Here is a 22227-nt window from a genome sequence, read left to right as displayed (position 1 = left end):
CTCTATTCTCCATTACGATCGCACCCATGCCAAAATACAAGCTACGCAAAGTAAGCTTATAATCGTTACTGTATCGCTTGTTTTCCAGCGTAGTTGCCTAAATTTAGTACGTCCTTCGCCACTTTGATATCCACGAGCCTCCATAGCAATTGCTAAGTCCTCAGCACGCTTAAAAGCACTGATAAATAGAGGAACGAGTAGTGAGATAATAGCTTTCATCCTATCTTTGATCGGCCCTCCTGCGAAATCAATACCACGTGACGATTGTGCCTTCATTATTTTACTCGTTTCATCCATTAATGTCGGAATAAAACGAAGAGAAATTGACATCATTAATGCGATTTCATGAACAGGAACTTTTATACGCTTCAACGGCTTTAATAACGTCTCCAAACCATCTGTAATCTCAATAGGTGCCGTCGTTAACGTTAATAATGTCGTCATTAAAATAATAACGAAGAATCGTATAGAAATGTATATCCCTTGCTCTAATCCTTTTTCATGTATCGAAAACCAACCAAGCTGGAATAATACTTCCCCTTCTTTATTTGTAAAAATATGCAGGAAAAATGTAAAAAGAAAAATCCATAGAATTGGTTTTAAGCCCGAAAGTACATAACGAATCGGCACTTTTGCAAAAAATAAAGCAATGAGTGCATATAAAAATAAAAATCCATATGAAATCGCATTATTTGCTAAGAAAACAACAAATACATATAAAAAGACAATCAGCAGCTTCGTACGTGGATCAAGTTGATGAATAAGAGAATTCCCTGGAATATACCTTCCAATAATCAACTGCTGCATGATTCATGACCACCTTTTCGTAACACCTGCACAACTTCATGAGTAAGATCCTCTAAAGATAAGGTAGCCTTTGGGATTGAAATGCCAAACTTCTCTTCAATTGCACGTTTATACTTTAAAGACATAGGAAGATCCACGCCAATTTTCTCTAGTTCATCAGCATGTGAAAATACTTCCTCTGCACTTCCTTGCAAAAAGACCGTTCCTTTATGCATGACTACAATCTGCTCCGCATACTTAGCAGCATCCTCCATATTATGTGTTACTAGGATAACTGTAAGGCCTTGCTCCTTATGTAGCTTATAAAACATCTCCATAAGTTCGTTCTGTCCTTTTGGATCTAGTCCTGCTGTAGGTTCATCTAATACAAGCACTTCGGGTTCCATCGCCAATACGCCCGCTATCGCGACACGCCTCATCTGTCCACCACTTAACTCAAACGGTGAACGTGTTAACAGTTCTGGTTCTAACCCTACAAGTTCAATTGCCTCTCTTGCCTTTTGCTTCGCTTCTTCTACAGATACCCCAAAATTAGTAGGGCCGAAACAAATATCTTTCTCCACAGTCTCTTCAAACAACTGATGTTCTGGGAATTGAAAGACAACCCCTACCTTTTTACGTAGTGGCTTTAGCTTTTTTTCTTTCTTTCCTGCCGAAATGAAATGTTCACCAATTTGAACTGTGCCATTTGTCGGCTGCAATAAACCATTTAAATGTTGAATCATCGTCGACTTACCTGAACCAGTATGACCGATAATGGCATAATAGCCCCCACTTGGAAACGACACGTCTACATCATAAAGTGCGCGTCTTTCAAATGGAGTTTTATATTGATAACGATGTTCTACTTTTTGGAATGTAATCTCCAAAGTTCGTTCACCAAGCTTTCCATTGTAAGATGCGTATTTTGCAAGAGAATTTCATTTCTTTTTAATAATTCTGCTATTTTTACTGAAAATGGTACATCTAATCCAATTTCTTGGAGCATATGAGAGGACTTGAAAATTTGCTCTGGAGTCCCTTCCTCTAATATTTCTCCCTTATTTAAAATAATGACACGGTCTGATTGTGCCGCTTCTTCTAAATCGTGCGTAATTGATAACACGGTAATACCTTTTTGATTAACAAGTTGTCTAACCGTTTCTACTACTTCACGTCTTCCTTGAGGATCTAGCATTGACGTTGCTTCATCTAATATCAAAATAGATGGCTGAAGTGCTAAAACGCCTGCTATTGCCACTCGCTGCTTTTGCCCACCAGATAACGAATGAGGTTCATCATTAAGAAAATCTTCCATACGGACAAGTTTGAGAGCCTGATCTAATCTTTCTACCATCTGTTCTCTTGGCATTCCGATATTCTCTAAGCCAAATACAACGTCGTCTTGCACTGTCGTTCCAACAAATTGATTATCTGGATTTTGAAATACCATACCAATTTGTTTTCGAACATCCCACACCGTTTTCTCTGATAAAACCATTGTATCATTTACTGTAATAGTCCCTGCTTCCGGCAAAAACAAACCATTCAATAATTTTGCAAGTGTAGACTTCCCTGAACCATTTTGTCCAATAACAGATACCCATTCTCCCTCATACAAAGAAAATGAAACATCTTTTAATGCATAAGTGGCTGCCCCAGGATATTGAAATGATATATTTTCTGTCCGAAGTTTCTCTTTTTTCAATACAAGGCACCCTTTCCTTCGCCGAGTTAGCCTATTTTTATATTTAAAAAAAAGGGCCATGACCAGTTTCTTGAAAAGAACTGTCCTGCCCTTTTAATTATCATTATACTAACTCGATAATTACCATTGGTGCTGCGTCTCCGCGACGTGGACCAATTTTTGCAATACGAGTGTATCCGCCTTGGCGCTCAGCATAGCGTGGAGCTACATCAGCGAATAATTTTTGAAGTGCATCTTGACCAGTCTCAGCGTTAGCTACTTCATTGCGAATGAAAGCTGCTGCTTGACGACGAGCGTGAAGATCTCCGCGTTTACCTAAAGTGATCATTTTTTCCACTACAGAACGAAGTTCTTTTGCACGAGTTTCTGTCGTTTGGATGCGCTCGTTGATAATTAAATCAGTAGCTAAATCACGTAACATAGCTTTACGTTGCGCACTTGTACGGCCTAATTTTCTGTATGCCATTCGTAGTTCCCTCCTTTGTTGATGGGTTTAAATCCTCAGTCGTCTTTACGTAAACCTAAACCTAATTCCTCAAGTTTATGTTTAACTTCTTCTAAGGATTTACGTCCTAAGTTACGAACTTTCATCATATCTTCTTCTGTTTTGTTCGCAAGCTCTTGTACAGTATTAATTCCTGCACGTTTAAGGCAATTATAAGAACGAACAGAAAGATCTAGTTCCTCGATAGTCATCTCAAGAACTTTCTCTTTTTGATCTTCTTCCTTCTCGACCATAATCTCAGCATTTTGTGCTTCATCAGTTAAACCAACAAAGATATTTAAATGCTCAGTTAAGATTTTGGCACCTAAAGAGATAGCTTCTTTTGGCCCGATGCTTCCATCCGTCCATACATCAAGCGTAAGCTTATCATAATTAGCCACTTGTCCGACACGTGTCTTTTCCACTTGGTAAGTCACACGTGATACTGGAGTATAAATAGAATCAATAGGAATTACTCCTATTGGTTGATCTTCGCTTTTATTTGCATCAGCTGGCGTATACCCACGGCCACGCTTTGCAGTTAAACGCATGCGGAAATGCGCATTTTTTGCTAACGTTGCAATGTGTAAATCTGGATTTAAGATTTCTACATCACTATCGTGAGTAATATCAGCAGCTGTGACAATACCTTCGCCCTGCACATCAATTTCCAACGTCTTCTCTTCTTCAGAGTAGATTTTAAGAGCTAACTTTTTCAAGTTTAAGATGATCGTCGTAACGTCTTCTACTACGCCCTCAACTGTTGAAAATTCATGTAATACGCCATCGATTTGGATAGCAGTAACAGCGGCACCAGGGAGTGAGGATAAAAGAATACGACGTAAGGAGTTACCCAAAGTAGTACCATATCCACGCTCAAGCGGTTCAATTACGAATTTACCATATTTAGCATCTTCGTTAAGTTCAACCGTTTCGATTTTCGGCTTTTCGATTTCAATCATTAACTAAACCCTCCTTCAAAACGTCGAAACCCCGGTTAAACAAAGGGATACCCCCTGTCTAACCGAAAGTCCCCCTTAGGCAGTTCCCGATTGTGCACAACAAGCGATGTTTCTGTACGAAATTTCTCGATAATGCATCATATCCATTATAGACAAAAGGGAAAATTCTATACAGAAAAATTACACACGACGACGTTTTGGTGGACGACATCCATTATGAGGAACTGGAGTAACATCTCTAATTGCTGTTACTTCTAGACCTGCAGCTTGAAGAGCACGAATTGCAGCTTCACGACCAGCACCAGGACCTTTAACAGTAACCTCTAAAGTTTTTAAACCGTGTTCCATTGCAACTTTAGCAGCAGCTTCAGCAGCCATTTGCGCAGCGAATGGAGTAGACTTACGAGATCCACGGAAACCAAGTGCACCAGCACTAGACCAAGAAAGTGCGTTACCATGAGTATCTGTAAGTGTTACGATTGTGTTGTTGAAAGTAGAACGAATATGAGCTATACCAGCTTCAATATTCTTTTTCACACGTTTTTTACGAGTGTTTGTTTTACGTGCCATTGTTAGTTCAACCTCCTTTACTTATTATTTCTTTTTATTTGCTACTGTACGACGTGGACCTTTACGTGTACGAGCATTGTTTTTAGAGTTTTGACCACGAACTGGTAAACCACGACGGTGACGAAGACCACGGTAAGAACCGATCTCCATTAGACGTTTAATGTTAAGAGATACTTCACGACGAAGGTCTCCCTCAACTTTAATACGATCGATGATATCACGGATACGTCCTAGTTCGTCTTCCGTTAAATCACGAACTCGTGTTTCTGAAGAAATACCAGCTTCAGTAAGAATTTTTTCAGCAGTTGTGCGACCAATGCCGAATACGTAAGTTAAAGAAATAACAACGCGTTTGTCTCGAGGAATATCTACACCTGCGATACGTGCCATTCTGAATGCACCTCCTTCTGATTAACCTTGTTTTTGTTTATGTTTAGGGTTTTCACAAATAACCATTACTTTTCCACGTCTACGAATAACTTTACATTTTTCGCAGATTGGTTTAACTGACGGTCTTACTTTCATGTCTCGAACCTCCTTAAAGATTACGGAGTGCTATATTATTTAAAACGGTACGTAATACGACCACGATTTAAATCGTACGGAGATAATTCTACCGTAACTTTGTCTCCTGGTAAAATACGAATGAAGTTCATACGGATTTTACCAGAAACGTGAGCCAATACGACATGCCCATTCTCTAATTCTACTTTGAACATAGCATTTGGCAACGTTTCAAGAACGGTACCTTCGACTTCAATTACATCATCTTTAGCCATTCAATAGTTCTCCCTTCTTCAAATCAGTAACATTTTACACTGCTCTGAAATCCCGGAGAGCCAGCTACTTATAAAGTGGTAAGGATTTCGTATCCTGCTTCTGTAAGAGCAATCGTGTGCTCAAAATGGGCACACCATTTACCATCTACCGTTACCACTGTCCAGTCATCAGATAGTGTTTTTACATATCGTCTTCCTTGATTCACCATCGGCTCAACACAGATGACCATTCCCGGCTTTAATCTAGGGCCTCTATTTGGTGGACCATAGTGCGGGATTTGAGGGTCCTCATGTAAGTCTTGCCCGATTCCGTGACCAACATACTCCCTAACGATCGAGAACCCATTCTCTTCAGCATGGGTTTGAACCGCATGTGAGATATTTGATAATCTTTCGCCTGGTTTTACTTGTTCTAGACCAAGATACAACGATTTTTCTGTGACATCAAGTAGCTTTTGAACAGATTCAGAAATGCTTCCAACTGGATACGTCCATGCAGAATCGCCATGGTACCCATTGTATTTCGCACCAATATCGATACTGATGATATCGCCCTCTTTGAGCTTGCGCTTCCCTGGAATTCCGTGTACAAGCTCTTCATTTACAGAAGCACAAATGCTCCCCGGAAATCCGTTGTATCCTTTAAAAGATGGCGTAGCACCATATTTTTGAATCGTCTTTTCCGCTATTTGATCGAGCTCTTTCGTTGTAATTCCTGGAGTAATGTGCTGTTTCAACTCTTGATGAGTTAAAGCAACGATCCTGCCAGCTTCTCGCATGATTTCTATCTCGCGAGGAGTTTTGCAGATTATCATTACGCTAAGCCTCCGATGAGAACATCGATATCAGCAAATACTTTATTGATATCTTGCTCACCATTAATGCTTTGTAGGTAACCAAGCTCCTCGTAGAAATCAAGCAAAGGTTTTGTTTGCTTAATATTTACATCTAAACGATTTGCTACAGTTTCTTCATTGTCATCAGAGCGTTGATATAATTCGCCACCACATTTATCGCACACGTCAGCTTTTGCTGGCGCATTGAATTCTAAGTGGTAAGTCGCACCGCACTCTTTACAAATGCGACGGCCTGTAAGGCGTTTTAATAACAACCCTGAATCCACATTAATGTTTAAAACATAGTCGATTTTTTTGCCAAGATCTTTCATAATCTCTTCAAGAGCTGATGCTTGTGCAACAGTTCGTGGGAAACCGTCTAGTAAGAAACCTCTTACGCAGTCTTCTTGACTTAAACGTTCACGAACGATTCCGATTGTAACTTCATCTGGAACAAGTGCACCTTTATCAATAAAAGATTTTGCTTGTAAACCCATTTCAGTTTCAGCCTTCATAGCTGCACGGAACATATCTCCTGTTGAAATGTGAGGGATGTTATACTTGGCAACAATCTGTTCGGCTTGTGTACCTTTACCAGCACCAGGAAGCCCCATTAAAATTAAGTTCATCCTTGTTCCCCCTCAGAGTACATGAGCATGTAGGGAAGACAATTCTTCCCACTTACTCACTGCTTGATAAACCCTTTGTAATGGCGTTTTACCAGTTGGCTTTCTAGCTGCTTCATTGTTTCTAAAGCAACGCCGACAACGATTAACATACTCGTTCCACCAATCTGTGCAGATGGAGGAAGATTTCCCAGTTTCGTAAAGATAACTGGTAAGATTGCAATCGCTGCTAGGAAAATTGATCCTACAAAGGTCAAACGATACAAGATTTTTGTTAGATATTGTTCCGTATTCTTACCCGGACGAATACCTGGAACATATCCACCTTGTTTGTTTAGATTCTCTGACATTTGCTCTGGATTAACCTGAACAAACGCATAGAAATATGTGAAGGCTACAATGAGCGCAACATATATAATCATTCCCACTGGGTGAGAATAGTTAAAGTTTGCAATGATCCACTGCGATACATCATGATTCGGGAAGAACTGTGCAATAGTTGGAGGCGTAATTAAGAATGAAACAGCAAAAATGACTGGAATAACACCCGCACTATTTACCTTAAGCGGTAAATGTGTGTTTTGTGCTCCAGCATGATTCCCATTCCCTCCTGTTACACGCTTCGCATATTGAATTGGGATCTTTCTAACAGCCTGTTGAATGAAAATAACACCAACAATAACTGCTAGCACAGCTAGTAAGATCAATGCAACTTTAACGATACTCATGAACAATTGATCTCCGATATTTTGAAACTGTTGTTGATACACTTGAGATATAACACTTGGGATCGCTGCGGCAATACCTCCAAAGATAAGGATGGAAATACCATTACCTACACCTTTAGATGTAATCTGTTCGCCTAACCACATTAAAAATGCAGTACCAGCAGTCAGTACCGTAGCAATGTATAAATAAGTGCTCCAACCAGGATTCAAAATTAATTGCCCACCTACCATACCGTTAAAACCGATTGACATACCAAACCCCTGAATAAACGCAAGAACAATTGTAAAGTAACGCGTAAATTGCGTTAGTTTACGACGGCCCATTTCACCTTGCTTCGACCATTCCGAAAATTTAGGAACAACATCCATCTGCAATAATTGCACGATGATGGATGCTGTAATATACGGCATGATTCCCATCGCGAAGATGGAGAAGTTTTTCAAGGCGCCACCGCCAAATGTATTTAGGATACCTAAGGCATTTAATTGATCTTGTGCTTTCAGTACGTCTCCATTTGTAAATGGCACTGGGATAAACGTGCCAATCCTGAATACGATTAACATCGCTAAAGTGAATAATATTTTACGTCTTATCTCAGCAACGCGCATAAAGTTGGAGATTGTACGAAACATTAGATCACCTCAACTGATCCGCCAGCTGCTTCAATTGCTTCTTTAGCACTTGAAGAGAACTTGTGCGCTTTAACAGTTAGTTTTTTCTCTACTGCGCCGCTTGCAAGAATTTTAACACCGTCGTTTAACTTGCTGATAACGCCAGTTTCCAGCAATAATTCAGGTGTTACTTCTGTACCATCTTCAAAACGATTTAACGTTGTTAAGTTTACAATAGCAAACTCTTTACGGTTAATGTTTGTGAAGCCGCGTTTTGGTAAACGACGGAATAATGGAGTTTGACCACCTTCGAAGCCAAGACGAACACCGCCACCAGAACGTGCGTTTTGTCCTTTATGACCTTTACCAGCAGTTTTACCGTTACCAGAACCGATACCACGACCGACACGGTTACGTACTTTACGAGAACCTTCTGCAGGTTTTAATTCATGAAGTTTCATTCCCAGGCACCTCCTTATATTAATGAGTTATCCTTAAGCTTCTTTTACAGTTATAAGGTGAGAAACTTTGTTGATCATACCAAGAATAGCAGGAGTTTCTTCCTTAACTACAGTTGAATTCAACTTTTTAAGACCTAAAGCTTCTACCGTCGCACGTTGATCTTGTGGACGACCAATTACACTACGAGTGAGGGTAATTTCTAACTTTTTCGCCATTTGTTTTCCCTCCTTAACCTAGTAGCTCTTCTACAGATTTACCGCGTAATTTTGCAACATCTTCAGCGCGCTTAAGTTCGCTTAATCCGTTCACAGTAGCGCGAATCATGTTGATTGGTGTGTTAGAACCAAGAGATTTCGAAAGAATATCTTGTACACCAGCTAATTCAAGTACCGCACGAACAGGTCCACCAGCAATAACACCAGTACCTTCAGCAGCAGGTTTTAAGAATACTTCACCAGCTCCAAAGTGACCGTTGATTGTGTGTGGAATTGTTGTACCAACTAATGGTACAGCGATTAAGTTTTTCTTAGCGTCTTCGATAGCTTTGCGGATTGCGTCTGGTACCTCTTGTGCTTTACCAGTACCGAATCCAACATGACCGTTTTTATCGCCAACTACAACTAGTGCAGCAAAGCGGAAACGACGACCACCCTTAACAACTTTCGCGACACGATTTATCGTAACTACACGTTCTTCAAGTTCTAATTTACTTGGGTCAATGCGATGCATCAATTTTCCCTCCTTTGACCATTAAAATTGTAATCCAGCCTCACGAGCAGCTTCAGCTAGAGCTTTAACACGGCCATGGTATAAGTAACCACCGCGATCGAATACTACTTCTTTAACGCCTTTCTCTACAGCACGCTTAGCAACTGATTCTCCTACTTTCGTAGCAGCTTCAGTATTGCTAGTACCGTTAAGAGCAAGGTCTTTATCAAGAGTAGATGCACTTACTAACGTTACACCATTCACATCATCAATAACTTGAGCGTAAATATGTTGGTTAGAACGGAACACGTTTAAACGTGGACGCTCTGCAGTACCAGTAAGTTTAGCACGTACACGTGCATGTCTTTTCTTACGAGTCGCATTTTTATCAGCTTTAGTGATCATTTTCTTGTCACTCCTTTCTCTCACCTAACGGGTTTACTTAGCAGTTTTACCTTCTTTACGACGAACAACTTCGCCTTCGTAACGAATACCTTTACCTTTATATGGCTCAGGAGCACGTACAGCACGGATGTTAGCAGCAAATTCGCCAACACGTTGCTTGTCGATACCTTTGATTACGATTTTAGTTGGTGCAGGTACTTCAACTTCAATACCTGCTTCCGGAGTCATTTCTACTGGATGAGAATAACCTACGCTTAATACAAGTTTATCACCTTGTTTTTGAGCACGGTAACCTACACCGACTAATTCAAGTCCGCGTGCGAAACCTGCAGTTACACCTTCAACCATGTTTCCGATTAAAGCACGAGTTGTACCGTGTAATGCACGGTGGTCCTTCTGTTCAGATGGACGCTCAACTGTTAATGTATTCTCTTCAATTTTGATAAGCATATCAGCATTGAAAGTACGAGTTAATTCACCTTTAGGGCCTTTTACTGTTACAGTATTGTCTTCTGCAACTGTAATAGTAACACCTGCAGGGATTTCAAGAATCTTTTTACCAATACGAGACATGTGGTCACACCTCCGTTCGTTTTAAATATATATTACCAAACGTATGCTACTACTTCTCCACCAGTTTGTAATTGACGAGCGTCTTTGTCTGTCATTACTCCCTTAGATGTAGAAACAAGAGCGATACCTAATCCGTTAAGTACACGTGGTACTTCATCAGCTTTAGCGTAAACGCGTAAGCCAGGTTTACTGATACGTTTTAATCCAGTGATTACACGTTCATTGTTTGCACCATATTTCAGGAAAATACGAAGGATACCTTGTTTGTTATCCTCGATGTATTCTACATCACGAATGAAACCTTCACGTTTTAAAAGTTCAGCGATCTCTTTTTTGATTTTAGAAGCAGGAACCTCTAATTTCTCATGACGTACCATGTTCGCATTACGGATGCGAGTAAGCATGTCTGCAATTGGATCTGTCATCACCATGTGTTTTACCTCCTTCCCATTTGTGGGTTTTACCAACTAGCTTTTTTAACACCAGGAATTTGACCTTTATATGCAAGTTCACGGAAACAAATACGGCAAAGCTTAAATTTGCGGTATACAGAATGCGGACGACCGCAGCGTTCGCAACGTGTATACTCTTGTACTTTAAACTTAGGAGTACGCTTTTGTTTCGCTATCATAGATTTTTTAGCCACGTTTTCGCCTCCTCTACTTAGCGTTGGCTTCCATTATTTTTGGAATGGCATACCGAATTGTGTTAAAAGTTCACGAGCTTCTTCATCAGTTTTCGCTGTAGTAACGATTACGATGTCCATACCGCGGACTTTGCTTACTTTATCATAATCGATCTCAGGGAAGATAAGTTGCTCTTTAACACCTAATGTGTAGTTCCCACGACCATCGAATGATTTCTTAGAAACACCACGGAAATCACGTACACGTGGTAAAGAAACTGATACTAATTTGTCGAAGAACTCATACATTTGCTCGCCGCGTAAAGTTACTTTCGCACCGATTGGCATACCTTCACGAAGACGGAAACCAGCGATTGATTTTTTAGCACGAGTTACAACAGGCTTTTGACCTGCGATTTGTGTTAATTCTTCTACTGCATTGTCTAAAGCTTTTGAGTTAGATACCGCGTCACCAACACCAGTGTTGATTACGATCTTTTCGATTTTCGGTACTTCCATCACAGATTTATAGTTAAACTTGCTCACTAGAGCAGGAGTAATTTCCTTTTGGAACTTCTCTTTAAGGCGATTCAATGAAGTGACCTCCTTTCTTAAGAAAATTATTTATCTAATAATTCACCAGATTTTTTTGCAATACGAACTTTTTTACCATCTTCTACTTTGAAGCCTACGCGAGTAGGTTCACCTGTTTTAGGATCTAAAACCATAACGTTAGAAACGTGAATAGGTGCTTCTTTAGTAATAATTCCACCTTGTGGATTTAATTGAGATGGCTTAGAGTGTTTTTTAACGATGTTAACACCCTCAACGATAACACGGTTTTGCTTTGGGAAAGCCACAAGGATAACGCCTTGTTTTCCTTTGTCTTTACCAGTGATTACCTGTACTTTATCACCTTTTTTTACATGCATCTTAATTCTGCACCTCCTTAGCAAGGCAATACCTTAAATTATAGAACTTCTGGAGCTAAAGAAACGATCTTCATGAAGTTGCTATCACGTAATTCACGAGCTACTGGTCCGAAGATACGAGTACCACGTGGGCTCTTATCGTCTTTAATGATAACCGCTGCGTTTTCATCAAATTTGATGTAAGAACCGTCCGGACGACGAGCTCCGCTCTTCGTACGTACTACTACTGCTTTAACAACGTCACCTTTTTTAACAACGCCACCTGGTGTTGCTTGTTTTACCGTAGCAACGATAATATCACCGATGTTAGCATATTTACGACCAGAGCCGCCTAATACTTTAATTGTTAAAAGTTCACGTGCACCAGAGTTGTCAGCAACTTTCAAACGAGATTCTTGTTGGATCATCTTATGAAACCTCCCTTCGGACTAAAAATTCCGATTCATCTATTTAGATAATAACCGCTTCTTCAACGATTTCAACTAAACGGAAACGCTTAGTAGCAGAAAGCGGGCGAGTTTCCATGATTTTAACGATATCGCCAAGTTTCGCTTGGTTTTGCTCATCATGGGCTTTGTACTTCTTAGAATACTTAACACGCTTTCCGTACAAGGAATGAGTTTTGTAAGTTTCAACTAAAACTGTAATCGTTTTGTCCATTTTGTCAGACACAACACGACCAGTATAAACTTTGCGTTGGTTACGTTCGCTCACTATGCAAACCTCCCCTCAATTTATCGATTAATTCCGATCTCTCTTTCACGAACTACAGTTTTCATACGAGCAATTGCTTTACGCACTTCACGAATGCGAGTTGGATTCTCTAATTGTCCTGTAGCAAGTTGGAAGCGAAGATTGAACAATTCTTCCTTTAAAGCTTTAACTTTTGTTTCGATTTCGGCAGTGGTTAATTCACGAATATCATTAGTTTTCATTAGATTCACCACCATTTTCTTCACGTTTTACGAATTTACATTTCACAGGTAACTTGTGAGCTGCAAGACGTAATGCTTCGCGTGCTACCTCTTCAGATACACCCGCGATTTCGAACATAATTTTCCCAGGTTTTACTACTGCTACCCAGCCTTCTGGTGCCCCTTTACCGGAACCCATACGTACTTCTAGAGGTTTTGCAGTGTAAGGTTTAGAAGGGAAAATTTTAATCCATACTTTACCGCCACGTTTCATGTAACGAGTCATTGCACGACGAGCAGCTTCGATTTGACGGTTTGTAATCCATGAAGCAGCTTGTGCTTGTAAACCGAATTCACCGAAAGCAATTTCAGTTCCACCTTTTGCACGACCACGCATTTTACCACGATGCTCTCTACGATATTTTACGCGTTTTGGCATTAACATATTATTTTCCTCCTTCCTCAGAAGCTTTCTTTTTTGTAGGAAGGACTTCTCCACGGTAGATCCATACTTTTACGCCTAATTTACCGTATGTTGTATCAGCTTCAACTGCTGCATAGTCAATATCAGCGCGAAGTGTATGAAGTGGAACAGTTCCTTCACTGTAAGATTCTGCACGAGCGATATCAGCTCCGCCAAGACGACCAGAAACCTGTGTTTTAATACCTTTAGCACCTGCACGCATAGCACGTTGAATAACTTGCTTTTGTGCACGACGGAATGATACACGGTTTTCTAATTGACGAGCAATGTTTTCGCCTACTAATTTAGCGTTAAGATCAGCTCTCTTAACTTCTAAAATGTTGATGTGTACACGCTTGCCTGTTAATTGGTTAAGAGCTTTACGAAGTGCTTCAACTTCAGTACCACCTTTACCAATTACCATACCAGGTTTTGCAGTGTGAATTGTAACATTTACACGATTTGCTGCACGTTCGATTTCTACTTTAGCAACAGCAGAATCTTTTAAGCGTACAGTAATGTACTCACGGATTTTGATGTCTTCATGTAATAATGTAGCATAATCTTTCTCTGCGAACCAACGAGATTCCCAGTCACGGATAACGCCGACACGAAGACCAATTGGATTAACCTTTTGACCCATCGATTATCCCTCCTTCTTTTCTGATACCACAACTGTGATGTGGCTTGTGCGTTTGTTAATTTGGCTTGCACGACCCATTGCACGTGGACGGAAACGTTTCAACGTTGGACCTTCGTCAACGAAAACTTTTTCAACAACTAGGTTGTTAATATCCATCTCATAATTGTGCTCTGCATTTGCGATTGCAGATTTTAAAACTTTCTCTACAACTGGAGAAGCAGTTTTTGGTGTGTGGTTAAGGATAGCAATCGCTTCACCCACTTGCTTACCTCGGATTAAGTCTACTACTAAACGAACTTTACGAGGAGCAATACGAACTGTTCTCGCTACTGCTTTAGCTTGCATTGAAGTGCCTCCTCTCATTATCTTCTAGTTTTCTTATCGTCAGCAAGGTGACCTTTATACGTACGAGTTGGTGCGAATTCACCTAACTTATGGCCAACCATATCCTCAGTGATGTACACAGGTACGTGTTTACGACCATCATATACAGCGATTGTGTGTCCGATGAACTGAGGGAAGATTGTTGAACGGCGAGACCAAGTTTTAACAACTTGTTTTTGCTCAGATGCAACTAATTTTTCCATTTTGCTCATTAAGTGATCATCGACAAATGGTCCTTTTTTTAAGCTACGAGCCATTTTGGTGCCTCCCTTCGTGATTGGCGTACGGTTCTAGAAATGAACCGTACTACAATCCCATTATTTTTTGCGACGACGAACGATGAATTTGTCAGACGCTTTGTTTTTCTTACGAGTCTTGAATCCAAGAGTTGGTTTACCCCATGGAGACATTGGAGACTTACGTCCGATTGGAGAACGTCCTTCACCACCACCGTGTGGGTGATCAACTGGGTTCATTACAGAACCACGAACTGTTGGGCGTTTACCTAACCAGCGAGAGCGACCTGCTTTACCGATCTTGATAAGTTCGTGTTGTTCGTTACCTACTTGACCGATTGAAGCGCGACAAGCAGATAATACAAGACGTACTTCACCAGAAGTTAAACGTACAAGTACGTATTTACCTTCTTTACCAAGTACTTGAGCAGATGTACCAGCAGAACGAACTAATTGTCCGCCACGACCAGGCTTAAGCTCGATGTTATGAACAACAGTACCTACTGGAATGTTGATTAATGGTAATGCGTTACCGATTTTGATGTCAGCTTCTGGGCCAGACATAACTTCCATGCCTACTTCTAAGTTCTTAGGAGCAAGAATGTAACGTTTTTCACCGTCAACGTAGTTAATTAATGCGATATTCGCAGAGCGGTTTGGATCGTATTCGATCGTAGCAACGCGTCCTGGAATTCCATCTTTGTTACGCTTAAAGTCGATGATACGGTATTGACGCTTATGTCCGCCACCTTGATGACGTACAGTAATTTTACCTTGGTTATTACGACCAGCCTTCTTGCTTAAAGGAGCAAGTAATGACTTTTCTGGTCTGTCAGTCGTGATTTCAGCGAAATCATTCGTAGTCATATTACGACGACCGTTAGTAGTTGGATTATACTTTTTAATTCCCATCTCAATTTCCCTCCTTCTTTAGTAAGAATTAAACGCCTTGGAAGATTTCGATTTCTTTGCTGTCAGCAGTTAGCTTAACGATTGCTTTACGACGACGGCTAGTAAAACCAGCGTGACGACCAACGCGTTTTGCTTTCGGCTTGTAGTTCATGATGTTCACTTTTTCTACTTTAACACCAAAGATCGCTTCAAGAGCATCTTTAACTTCTGTTTTATTAGATTTAACGTCCACATCGAACGTGTATTTTTTTTCAGCCATCATTTCCATAGAACGTTCAGTGATAACTGGGCGCTTAATGATATCACGAGGATCTCTCATTATGCAAGCACCTCCTCTACTTTTTCCACTGCCGCTTTTGTCATGATTAGCTTATCATGATGAAGCACGTCTAAAACGTTTACGCCATCAGCAGTGATTACTGTTACTCCAGGGATATTGCGAGCAGATAACTCTACAGATTCGTTTGCATCAGCAGTTACGATAAGAGCTTTCTTCTCAACAGTTAATCCTTTAAGTACTGCTAGCATGTCTTTTGTTTTTGGTGCATTTAACACTAGGTCTTCAAGAACTACAATGTTGTTCTCAACTACTTTAGTAGCTAATGCAGATTTGATTGCTAAACGACGAACCTTCTTAGGAAGTTTGTACGCATAGCTTCTTGGTGTAGGTCCGAATACCGTACCACCACCACGCCATTGAGGAGAGCGGATAGACCCTTGACGAGCACGTCCAGTTCCTTTTTGACGCCATGGTTTACGACCACCACCACGAACTTCAGAACGAGTTTTTACTTTGTGTGTACCTTGACGTAAAGATGCACGTTGCATCATTACAGCTTCGAAAAGTACAGCTTCATTTGGTTCGATACCGAAAATAGCTTCAGCTAATTCGATTTCACCAACCTGTGAACCAGTTTGGTTATATACAGTAACTTTTGGCATTGGAATTCCTCCTTCCTATGTGAATTATTTGCTAACCTTCACAGCGCCTTGAACAACTACAAGAGATTTCTTAGCACCTGGAACGTTACCTTTTACTAGTAATAAGTTGCGCTCAGTGTCAACTTGAACGATTTCTAAGTTTTGGATAGTAACTTGGTCTCCACCCATACGTCCAGCAAGTTTTTTGCCTTTGAATACACGGTTCGGAGCAACTGGGCCCATTGAACCTGGACGACGGTGATAGCGAGAACCATGAGACATAGGTCCGCGAGATTGTCCGTGGCGTTTGATAACACCTTGGAAACCTTTACCTTTAGAAATTCCTGTTACGTCAACGATTTCACCTGCAGCGAAAACTTCAACTTTTACCTCTTGACCAACCTCTAATCCGTCCACGTCTGCATCGCGGATTTCGCGAATGAAGCGCTTAGGAGTTGTAGATGCTTTAGCAGTGTGGCCTTGTTCAGGTTTGTTAGTTAACTTTTCACGTTTATCTTCAAATCCTAACTGGATTGCATTGTAGCCATCAGTTTCAGTTGTTTTCTTTTGAAGAACAACGTTTGGATTAGCAGCGATAACTGTTACTGGGATTAACTCACCGTTCTCAGCAAATACTTGAGTCATACCGATCTTTCTTCCTAAGATTCCTTTGGTCATGAGTTACACCTCCTACATTTTTAAGTTATATGAATTATAGTTTGATTTCGATATCTACACCAGACGGTAAGTCTAAACGCATTAATGAATCTACTGTTTGTGGAGTAGGACTCACGATATCGATTAAACGTTTGTGTGTGCGCATTTCGAATTGCTCACGAGAATCTTTGTACTTATGAACAGCACGAAGAATTGTGTAAATAGTCTTCTCAGTTGGTAATGGGATCGGACCAGAAACTGTTGCCCCAGAACGCTTAGCTGTTTCTACAATTTTCTCAGCTGATTGATCAAGAATACGGTGATCATAAGCTTTTAAACGGATACGAATTTTTTCTTTTGCCATTATTTTCCCTCCTTCGTTCGCCTATTTCTAAAATAGACCTTCTCCATGGAAATTTCCCCACACCATGCCATGGCAAAGCGGCCGGGTGTGTCAGCAACCTTCCACTTCATCGCAGTCAAAGACCAACATTGTCTATTATACAATGTTATTCGTCTAGATGCAAGCATCTTTTTGTTTGCATCTGCTTTTCTCTACTTTTGCTATTATACATGGCACTTTAAAGAATTTCAAGTTTTCATCTCACAGAATTCGTTTTACAGTTTCTGGATTTTAGTTTTATTATTTTTGTATTACTATAGAAGAAACTCGTCAAAATATAAAAAAATCATTTCATTCATTATATAAATACAAACAAAAAACCCAAGGGGAAATCCCTTGGGTTTTTTTATATCAGTTAAGATTACTCAACGATAGTAGCAACTACACCGTAACCTACTGTACGTCCACCTTCACGAATAGAGAATTTAGTTCCCTCTTCGATAGCGATTGGAGCGATAAGTTCGATAGTCATTTCGATGTTGTCACCAGGCATTACCATTTCAGTACCTTCTGGTAATTGGATGATACCAGTTACGTCAGTTGTACGGAAGTAGAACTGAGGACGGTAGTTAGCGAAGAATGGAGTGTGACGTCCACCTTCTTCTTTAGATAATACGAAAACTTCAGCTTTGAATTTAGCGTGAGCTTTTACAGAGCCAGTTTTAGCAAGAACTTGTCCACGTTGGATGTCTTCACGAGCAACCCCACGAAGTAATGCACCGATGTTGTCTCCAGCTTGAGCTTGGTCAAGAAGTTTACGGAACATCTCTACACCAGTTACAGTTGTAGAAGCATTTTCTTCAGCAAGACCGATGATTTCTACTACGTCACCAACTTTAACGATTCCGCGCTCTACACGACCAGTTGCAACTGTACCACGACCTGTGATAGAGAATACATCCTCGATAGGCATTAAGAATGGTTTGTCAGTTTCACGTTCTGGAGTTGGGATGTAAGCATCAACTTCAGTCATTAATTCAATGATTTTTGCTTCCCAATCAGCTTCTCCTTGAAGAGCTTTAAGAGCAGAACCTTTGATTACAGGAATGTCGTCGCCTGGGAATCCGTATTCAGATAATAGGTCGCGAACTTCCATTTCTACTAATTCTAATAATTCTTCGTCGTCTACCATGTCGCATTTGTTTAAGAATACAACGATGTAAGGAACACCTACTTGACGAGAAAGAAGGATGTGCTCACGTGTTTGAGGCATTGGGCCATCAGCAGCAGATACTACTAAGATACCGCCGTCCATTTGAGCAGCACCAGTGATCATGTTTTTAACATAGTCAGCGTGACCTGGGCAGTCAACGTGTGCATAGTGACGAGTTTCAGTTTCGTACTCAACGTGTGCAGTTGAGATTGTGATTCCGCGCTCTCTTTCTTCTGGAGCAGCGTCGATTTGATCGTATCCGCGTGCTTCAGCACCACCAGCTTTTGCAAGAACTGTAGTGATCGCAGCAGTTAATGTAGTTTTACCATGGTCAACGTGGCCGATTGTACCGATGTTAACATGGGGTTTAGAACGTTCGAATTTAGCTTTAGCCATTCTAAATTCCTCCTTAGTTTATATAGGTTATTTTATATTTAGGCTAGAAAGTGAAACTTGCGTCCCACTTTCTAAGCTTACATAAGTAGTTATACGTGAAGAATCGATAAAAATCAATTATTCACCTTTATTTTTTTTGATAATTTCTTCAGAAACAGACTTCGGTACTTCTTCATAATGATCAAATGTCATTGAGAATGTTCCGCGTCCTTGAGTGTTAGAACGTAATGCTGTCGCATAACCGAACATTTCAGAAAGTGGAACCATAGCGCGAACAACTTGTGCGTTACCGCGAGCTTCCATACCTTCTACACGTCCACGACGAGACGTTACGTCACCCATGATGTCTCCCATGTATTCTTCAGGAATTACAACTTCAACTTTCATCATTGGCTCAAGAATTACTGGGTTACATTTAGAAACCGCAGCTTTAAGTGCCATAGATGCAGCGATTTTGAACGCCATCTCAGATGAATCGACATCATGGTAAGAACCGTCAACTAATGCTGCTTTAATGTCAACTAGTGGGTAACCAGCTAGTACACCATTTTTAAGTGAGTCTTCAAGACCCGCTCCAACAGCTGGGATGTATTCACGTGGAACTACACCGCCGACGATTTTGTTTTCGAATTCAAATCCTTTACCTTCTTCGTTAGGCGCAAACTCAATCCAAACGTGACCGAATTGTCCACGTCCACCAGATTGACGAGCGAACTTACCTTCAACTTTCGCAGCAGCGCGGAAAGTTTCACGGTATGCTACCTGAGGAGCACCAACGTTTGCTTCGACTTTGAATTCACGACGCATACGGTCAACGATGATATCAAGGTGAAGTTCACCCATACCAGCGATGATAGTTTGGCCAGTTTCTTGGTCAGTGTGAGCACGGAATGTTGGATCTTCTTCAGAAAGCTTAGATAATGCTGTACCCATTTTATCTTGGTCAGCTTTAGATTTTGGTTCGATAGCTACAGAGATAACTGGCTCTGGGAATTCCATAGACTCAAGGATAACAAGGCTCTTCTCGTCACAAAGAGTATCACCAGTAGTAGTATCTTTTAAACCTACAGCAGCAGCGATATCACCAGCGTAAACTGTTGAAATCTCTTCACGGCTGTTAGCGTGCATTTGTAGGATACGACCTACACGCTCACGCTTACCTTTAGTTGAGTTTTTCACGTATGATCCAGAGTTTAACACACCAGAGTACACACGGAAGAACGTTAACTTACCAACATAAGGGTCAGTCATGATTTTGAATGCTAAAGCTGCGAATGGTTCTTCATCGCTAGACTTACGTTCGATTTCTTCATCTGTATCCGGAAGAGTACCTTTAATAGCAGGTACATCTAATGGAGATGGTAGGTAGTCGATAACTGCGTCTAACAGAATTTGAACACCTTTGTTTTTGAATGCAGAACCACAGATTACTGGGAAGAATTCTACAGAAGTTGTAGCCTTACGGATACCAGCTTTAAGCTCTTCTACAGTGATTTCTTCACCTTCTAGGTACTTCATCATCATTTCTTCATCAAGCTCAGCTACCGCTTCAATAAGTTTTCCACGGTATTCTTCAGCTAATTCTTTGTGCTCTTCAGGAATTTCAACACGTTGAATGTCTGTTCCTAAATCGTTACCGTACATGTAAGCACATTCTTCAACAAGGTCAATGATACCATTGAACTCATCTTCAGCACCGATTGGTAACTGAATTGGGTGTGCGTTTGCTTGTAAACGATCGTGGATTGTTCCTACAGAGTATAAGAAATCCGCACCGATTTTATCCATTTTGTTAACGAATACGATACGAGGTACGCCGTAAGTAGTAGCCTGACGCCAAACAGTTTCTGTTTGTGGTTCTACACCAGATTGTGCATCAAGTACTGCTACCGCACCATCAAGTACGCGTAAAGAACGTTCTACTTCTACTGTGAAGTCTACGTGTCCTGGAGTGTCAATGATGTTTACACGGTGACCTTTCCATTGAGCTGTAGTTGCAGCAGAAGTAATTGTGATACCACGCTCTTGCTCTTGCTCCATCCAGTCCATCTGAGATGCACCTTCATGAGTTTCACCGATTTTATGAATACGTCCTGTGTAATACAGAATACGCTCAGTTGCTGTTGTTTTACCAGCATCGATGTGAGCCATGATACCAATATTACGAGTGTTTTCTAAAGAGAACTCTCTTGTCATTTGGTGTCTTGCTCCTTCCATATATGGATTGGATTTTTTTATTTTAAGTAGCAAAAAAGCCACTTTATATTGTTACACATGTCAGTATGTCCAGTACCCTCATTATGTAAAACGAGCGCCCAACGAAAGGGAGAGGCATTCTCCCTCTCCACACTTCCATAAGCGACAAATAAAGCGGTTTATGCTTACATTTATTTTAAGTTGAATCCTACCAACGGTAATGAGCAAATGCTTTGTTAGCTTCTGCCATTTTATGAGTGTCTTCACGTTTTTTAACAGATGCACCAGCGTTGTTAGCTGCATCTAAGATTTCGTAAGCTAGACGCTCTTCCATAGTTTTTTCACCACGAAGACGAGCATAGTTTACTAACCAGCGAAGACCTAAAGTTGTACGGCGTTCTGGACGAACCTCAACTGGAACTTGGTAGTTAGCACCACCAACACGACGAGCACGTACTTCAAGAACAGGCATGATGTTCTTAAGAGCTTGCTCGAATACTTCCATAGGGTCTTTCTCTGAACGTTCACGAACGATATCGAAAGCGTTATAAAGAATTGTTTGAGATTTACCTTTTTTACCGTCAACCATCATTTTGTTGATAAGGCGTGTTACTAGCTTAGATTTGTACATTGGATCTGGTAACACGTCACGTTTCGCAACAGGTCCTTTACGAGGCATATTGAGTTCCTCCTTTCATTTTAAAGTTATTATTTTTTAGCAGGTTTTGGTCGCTTAGTACCATATTTAGAACGTCCTTGCATACGTTTGTCAACACCAGCAGTATCAAGCGCACCACGAACGATGTGGTAACGTACCCCTGGTAAATCCTTTACTCGACCACCGCGAATTAATACTACGCTATGCTCTTGTAGGTTATGACCGATACCTGGGATGTAAGCTGTAACTTCAATACCATTTGTTAAACGTACACGAGCGTATTTACGTAACGCTGAGTTCGGTTTCTTCGGAGTCATTGTACCAACACGAGTACATACACCACGTTTTTGAGGTGCAGAGATATCAGTTGATTTTTTCTTTAAAGAGTTAAAACCTTTGTTTAACGCAGGTGATTTAGACTTCCATACTTTATCAGTACGACCATTTCTCACTAATTGGTTAATAGTAGGCATTTGATTATCCTCCCTTCGCATG

37 protein-coding genes are annotated in these 22227 nt (G+C 40.7%); all 37 read right to left on the bottom strand.

What is annotated here, in order from left to right; genetic code table 11:
• Positions 1-12: 12 nt before the first annotated feature.
• Positions 13-807: an energy-coupling factor transporter transmembrane component T family protein gene (locus PDL00_RS30805; protein ID WP_270733362.1), complete on the bottom strand. Its 795-nt coding sequence runs from the start codon at positions 805-807 to the stop codon at positions 13-15.
• Positions 795-1676, bottom strand: a complete 882-nt coding sequence (locus tag PDL00_RS30800; protein WP_242256728.1) for an energy-coupling factor ABC transporter ATP-binding protein — start codon at positions 1674-1676, stop codon at positions 795-797. The genes PDL00_RS30805 and PDL00_RS30800 overlap by 13 nt, the downstream gene beginning before the upstream one ends.
• On the bottom strand, positions 1652-2494 hold the full coding sequence (locus PDL00_RS30795; RefSeq protein WP_242256730.1) for an energy-coupling factor ABC transporter ATP-binding protein: 843 nt from the start codon (positions 2492-2494) through the stop codon (positions 1652-1654). Before PDL00_RS30795 ends, PDL00_RS30800 begins: the two co-directional genes overlap by 25 nt.
• Positions 2495-2597: 103 nt before the next feature.
• Positions 2598-2960, bottom strand: a complete 363-nt coding sequence (gene rplQ / locus PDL00_RS30790) for a 50S ribosomal protein L17 (RefSeq protein ID WP_000331490.1) — start codon at positions 2958-2960, stop codon at positions 2598-2600.
• A 35-nt stretch (positions 2961-2995) separates the two neighbouring features.
• The gene (locus PDL00_RS30785) at positions 2996-3940 is read right to left on the bottom strand and encodes a DNA-directed RNA polymerase subunit alpha (protein ID WP_000569644.1); all 945 of its coding nucleotides are present in this window, start codon (positions 3938-3940) and stop codon (positions 2996-2998) included.
• A 180-nt stretch (positions 3941-4120) separates the two neighbouring features.
• Positions 4121-4510, bottom strand: a complete 390-nt coding sequence (gene rpsK, locus PDL00_RS30780; RefSeq protein ID WP_000101797.1) for a 30S ribosomal protein S11 — start codon at positions 4508-4510, stop codon at positions 4121-4123.
• Between the two features lie 24 nt (positions 4511-4534).
• Positions 4535-4900 carry a 30S ribosomal protein S13 gene (rpsM, locus tag PDL00_RS30775; protein WP_000090790.1) on the bottom strand — a complete coding sequence of 122 codons (366 nt, stop codon included), beginning with the start codon at positions 4898-4900 and terminating at the stop codon, positions 4535-4537.
• Positions 4901-4921: 21 nt separating this feature from the next.
• On the bottom strand, positions 4922-5035 hold the full coding sequence (rpmJ, locus tag PDL00_RS30770; RefSeq protein WP_000868344.1) for a 50S ribosomal protein L36: 114 nt from the start codon (positions 5033-5035) through the stop codon (positions 4922-4924).
• 35 nt (positions 5036-5070) lie between these two features.
• Entirely contained in the window at positions 5071-5289 is a 219-nt protein-coding gene (gene infA, locus PDL00_RS30765; protein WP_001029884.1) for a translation initiation factor IF-1, read from the bottom strand.
• A gap of 68 nt (positions 5290-5357) precedes the next feature.
• Positions 5358-6104, bottom strand: a complete 747-nt coding sequence (gene map / locus PDL00_RS30760; protein WP_000582541.1) for a type I methionyl aminopeptidase — start codon at positions 6102-6104, stop codon at positions 5358-5360.
• Positions 6104-6754, bottom strand: coding sequence for an adenylate kinase (locus PDL00_RS30755; RefSeq protein WP_001048992.1), 651 nt, complete (start codon positions 6752-6754; stop codon positions 6104-6106). Before PDL00_RS30755 ends, map begins: the two co-directional genes overlap by 1 nt.
• Before the next feature lie 56 nt (positions 6755-6810).
• Positions 6811-8112, bottom strand: a complete 1302-nt coding sequence (gene secY, locus PDL00_RS30750) for a preprotein translocase subunit SecY (RefSeq protein WP_000490122.1) — start codon at positions 8110-8112, stop codon at positions 6811-6813.
• Positions 8112-8552 (bottom strand): 50S ribosomal protein L15, encoded by a 441-nt coding sequence (gene rplO, locus PDL00_RS30745; protein ID WP_000766082.1) that lies wholly within the window; start codon positions 8550-8552, stop codon positions 8112-8114. The genes secY and rplO overlap by 1 nt, the downstream gene beginning before the upstream one ends.
• A gap of 33 nt (positions 8553-8585) precedes the next feature.
• Entirely contained in the window at positions 8586-8768 is a 183-nt protein-coding gene (rpmD, locus tag PDL00_RS30740; protein ID WP_001085231.1) for a 50S ribosomal protein L30, read from the bottom strand.
• A gap of 13 nt (positions 8769-8781) precedes the next feature.
• Positions 8782-9282 (bottom strand): 30S ribosomal protein S5, encoded by a 501-nt coding sequence (gene rpsE / locus PDL00_RS30735; protein ID WP_000554646.1) that lies wholly within the window; start codon positions 9280-9282, stop codon positions 8782-8784.
• Positions 9283-9303: 21 nt separating this feature from the next.
• Positions 9304-9666: a 50S ribosomal protein L18 gene (gene rplR, locus PDL00_RS30730; RefSeq protein WP_000628818.1), complete on the bottom strand. Its 363-nt coding sequence runs from the start codon at positions 9664-9666 to the stop codon at positions 9304-9306.
• A 33-nt stretch (positions 9667-9699) separates the two neighbouring features.
• Positions 9700-10239, bottom strand: coding sequence for a 50S ribosomal protein L6 (rplF, locus tag PDL00_RS30725; protein WP_061678371.1), 540 nt, complete (start codon positions 10237-10239; stop codon positions 9700-9702).
• Positions 10240-10271: 32 nt separating this feature from the next.
• Positions 10272-10670: a 30S ribosomal protein S8 gene (gene rpsH, locus PDL00_RS30720; RefSeq protein ID WP_000245511.1), complete on the bottom strand. Its 399-nt coding sequence runs from the start codon at positions 10668-10670 to the stop codon at positions 10272-10274.
• 29 nt (positions 10671-10699) lie between these two features.
• Entirely contained in the window at positions 10700-10885 is a 186-nt protein-coding gene (gene rpsN / locus PDL00_RS30715; RefSeq protein ID WP_001085700.1) for a 30S ribosomal protein S14, read from the bottom strand.
• 33 nt (positions 10886-10918) lie between these two features.
• Entirely contained in the window at positions 10919-11458 is a 540-nt protein-coding gene (rplE, locus tag PDL00_RS30710; RefSeq protein WP_001080829.1) for a 50S ribosomal protein L5, read from the bottom strand.
• Positions 11459-11484: 26 nt separating this feature from the next.
• Entirely contained in the window at positions 11485-11796 is a 312-nt protein-coding gene (gene rplX, locus PDL00_RS30705; RefSeq protein WP_000558201.1) for a 50S ribosomal protein L24, read from the bottom strand.
• Positions 11797-11834: 38 nt separating this feature from the next.
• On the bottom strand, positions 11835-12203 hold the full coding sequence (gene rplN, locus PDL00_RS30700; RefSeq protein WP_000615912.1) for a 50S ribosomal protein L14: 369 nt from the start codon (positions 12201-12203) through the stop codon (positions 11835-11837).
• A 43-nt stretch (positions 12204-12246) separates the two neighbouring features.
• Positions 12247-12510: a 30S ribosomal protein S17 gene (rpsQ, locus tag PDL00_RS30695; RefSeq protein ID WP_000004106.1), complete on the bottom strand. Its 264-nt coding sequence runs from the start codon at positions 12508-12510 to the stop codon at positions 12247-12249.
• A gap of 20 nt (positions 12511-12530) precedes the next feature.
• Positions 12531-12731 carry a 50S ribosomal protein L29 gene (rpmC, locus tag PDL00_RS30690; RefSeq protein ID WP_000855718.1) on the bottom strand — a complete coding sequence of 67 codons (201 nt, stop codon included), beginning with the start codon at positions 12729-12731 and terminating at the stop codon, positions 12531-12533.
• Positions 12721-13155 carry a 50S ribosomal protein L16 gene (rplP, locus tag PDL00_RS30685; RefSeq protein WP_000928969.1) on the bottom strand — a complete coding sequence of 145 codons (435 nt, stop codon included), beginning with the start codon at positions 13153-13155 and terminating at the stop codon, positions 12721-12723. The genes rpmC and rplP overlap by 11 nt, the downstream gene beginning before the upstream one ends.
• A gap of 1 nt (position 13156) precedes the next feature.
• Complete coding sequence (rpsC, locus tag PDL00_RS30680; protein WP_000529958.1) at positions 13157-13816, bottom strand: 30S ribosomal protein S3; 660 nt, start codon at positions 13814-13816, stop codon at positions 13157-13159.
• Between the two features lie 3 nt (positions 13817-13819).
• Positions 13820-14161, bottom strand: coding sequence for a 50S ribosomal protein L22 (gene rplV / locus PDL00_RS30675; protein WP_001148024.1), 342 nt, complete (start codon positions 14159-14161; stop codon positions 13820-13822).
• 17 nt (positions 14162-14178) lie between these two features.
• Entirely contained in the window at positions 14179-14457 is a 279-nt protein-coding gene (gene rpsS, locus PDL00_RS30670) for a 30S ribosomal protein S19 (RefSeq protein ID WP_000124454.1), read from the bottom strand.
• A gap of 60 nt (positions 14458-14517) precedes the next feature.
• Positions 14518-15348 (bottom strand): 50S ribosomal protein L2, encoded by an 831-nt coding sequence (rplB, locus tag PDL00_RS30665; protein WP_000511582.1) that lies wholly within the window; start codon positions 15346-15348, stop codon positions 14518-14520.
• A 28-nt stretch (positions 15349-15376) separates the two neighbouring features.
• Positions 15377-15667 (bottom strand): 50S ribosomal protein L23, encoded by a 291-nt coding sequence (gene rplW / locus PDL00_RS30660; RefSeq protein ID WP_001205558.1) that lies wholly within the window; start codon positions 15665-15667, stop codon positions 15377-15379.
• Entirely contained in the window at positions 15667-16290 is a 624-nt protein-coding gene (gene rplD / locus PDL00_RS30655) for a 50S ribosomal protein L4 (protein WP_001127258.1), read from the bottom strand. Before rplD ends, rplW begins: the two co-directional genes overlap by 1 nt.
• A gap of 24 nt (positions 16291-16314) precedes the next feature.
• Positions 16315-16947, bottom strand: a complete 633-nt coding sequence (gene rplC, locus PDL00_RS30650; protein ID WP_000160209.1) for a 50S ribosomal protein L3 — start codon at positions 16945-16947, stop codon at positions 16315-16317.
• A 34-nt stretch (positions 16948-16981) separates the two neighbouring features.
• Positions 16982-17290: a 30S ribosomal protein S10 gene (rpsJ, locus tag PDL00_RS30645; protein WP_001040595.1), complete on the bottom strand. Its 309-nt coding sequence runs from the start codon at positions 17288-17290 to the stop codon at positions 16982-16984.
• Between the two features lie 400 nt (positions 17291-17690).
• The gene (tuf, locus tag PDL00_RS30640) at positions 17691-18878 is read right to left on the bottom strand and encodes an elongation factor Tu (protein ID WP_001029617.1); all 1188 of its coding nucleotides are present in this window, start codon (positions 18876-18878) and stop codon (positions 17691-17693) included.
• A gap of 117 nt (positions 18879-18995) precedes the next feature.
• On the bottom strand, positions 18996-21074 hold the full coding sequence (gene fusA / locus PDL00_RS30635; protein ID WP_061678372.1) for an elongation factor G: 2079 nt from the start codon (positions 21072-21074) through the stop codon (positions 18996-18998).
• Between the two features lie 208 nt (positions 21075-21282).
• Entirely contained in the window at positions 21283-21753 is a 471-nt protein-coding gene (gene rpsG, locus PDL00_RS30630; RefSeq protein WP_001137490.1) for a 30S ribosomal protein S7, read from the bottom strand.
• Between the two features lie 29 nt (positions 21754-21782).
• Positions 21783-22205, bottom strand: a complete 423-nt coding sequence (gene rpsL / locus PDL00_RS30625; protein ID WP_001142341.1) for a 30S ribosomal protein S12 — start codon at positions 22203-22205, stop codon at positions 21783-21785.
• Positions 22206-22227: the final 22 nt, after the last annotated feature.

It is taken from the genome of Bacillus cereus group sp. TH152-1LC (genome assembly GCF_027710505.1).
GTDB lineage: Bacteria > Bacillota > Bacilli > Bacillales > Bacillaceae_G > Bacillus_A > Bacillus_A mobilis.
This window is presented reverse-complemented; position numbering and strand designations above follow the sequence as displayed.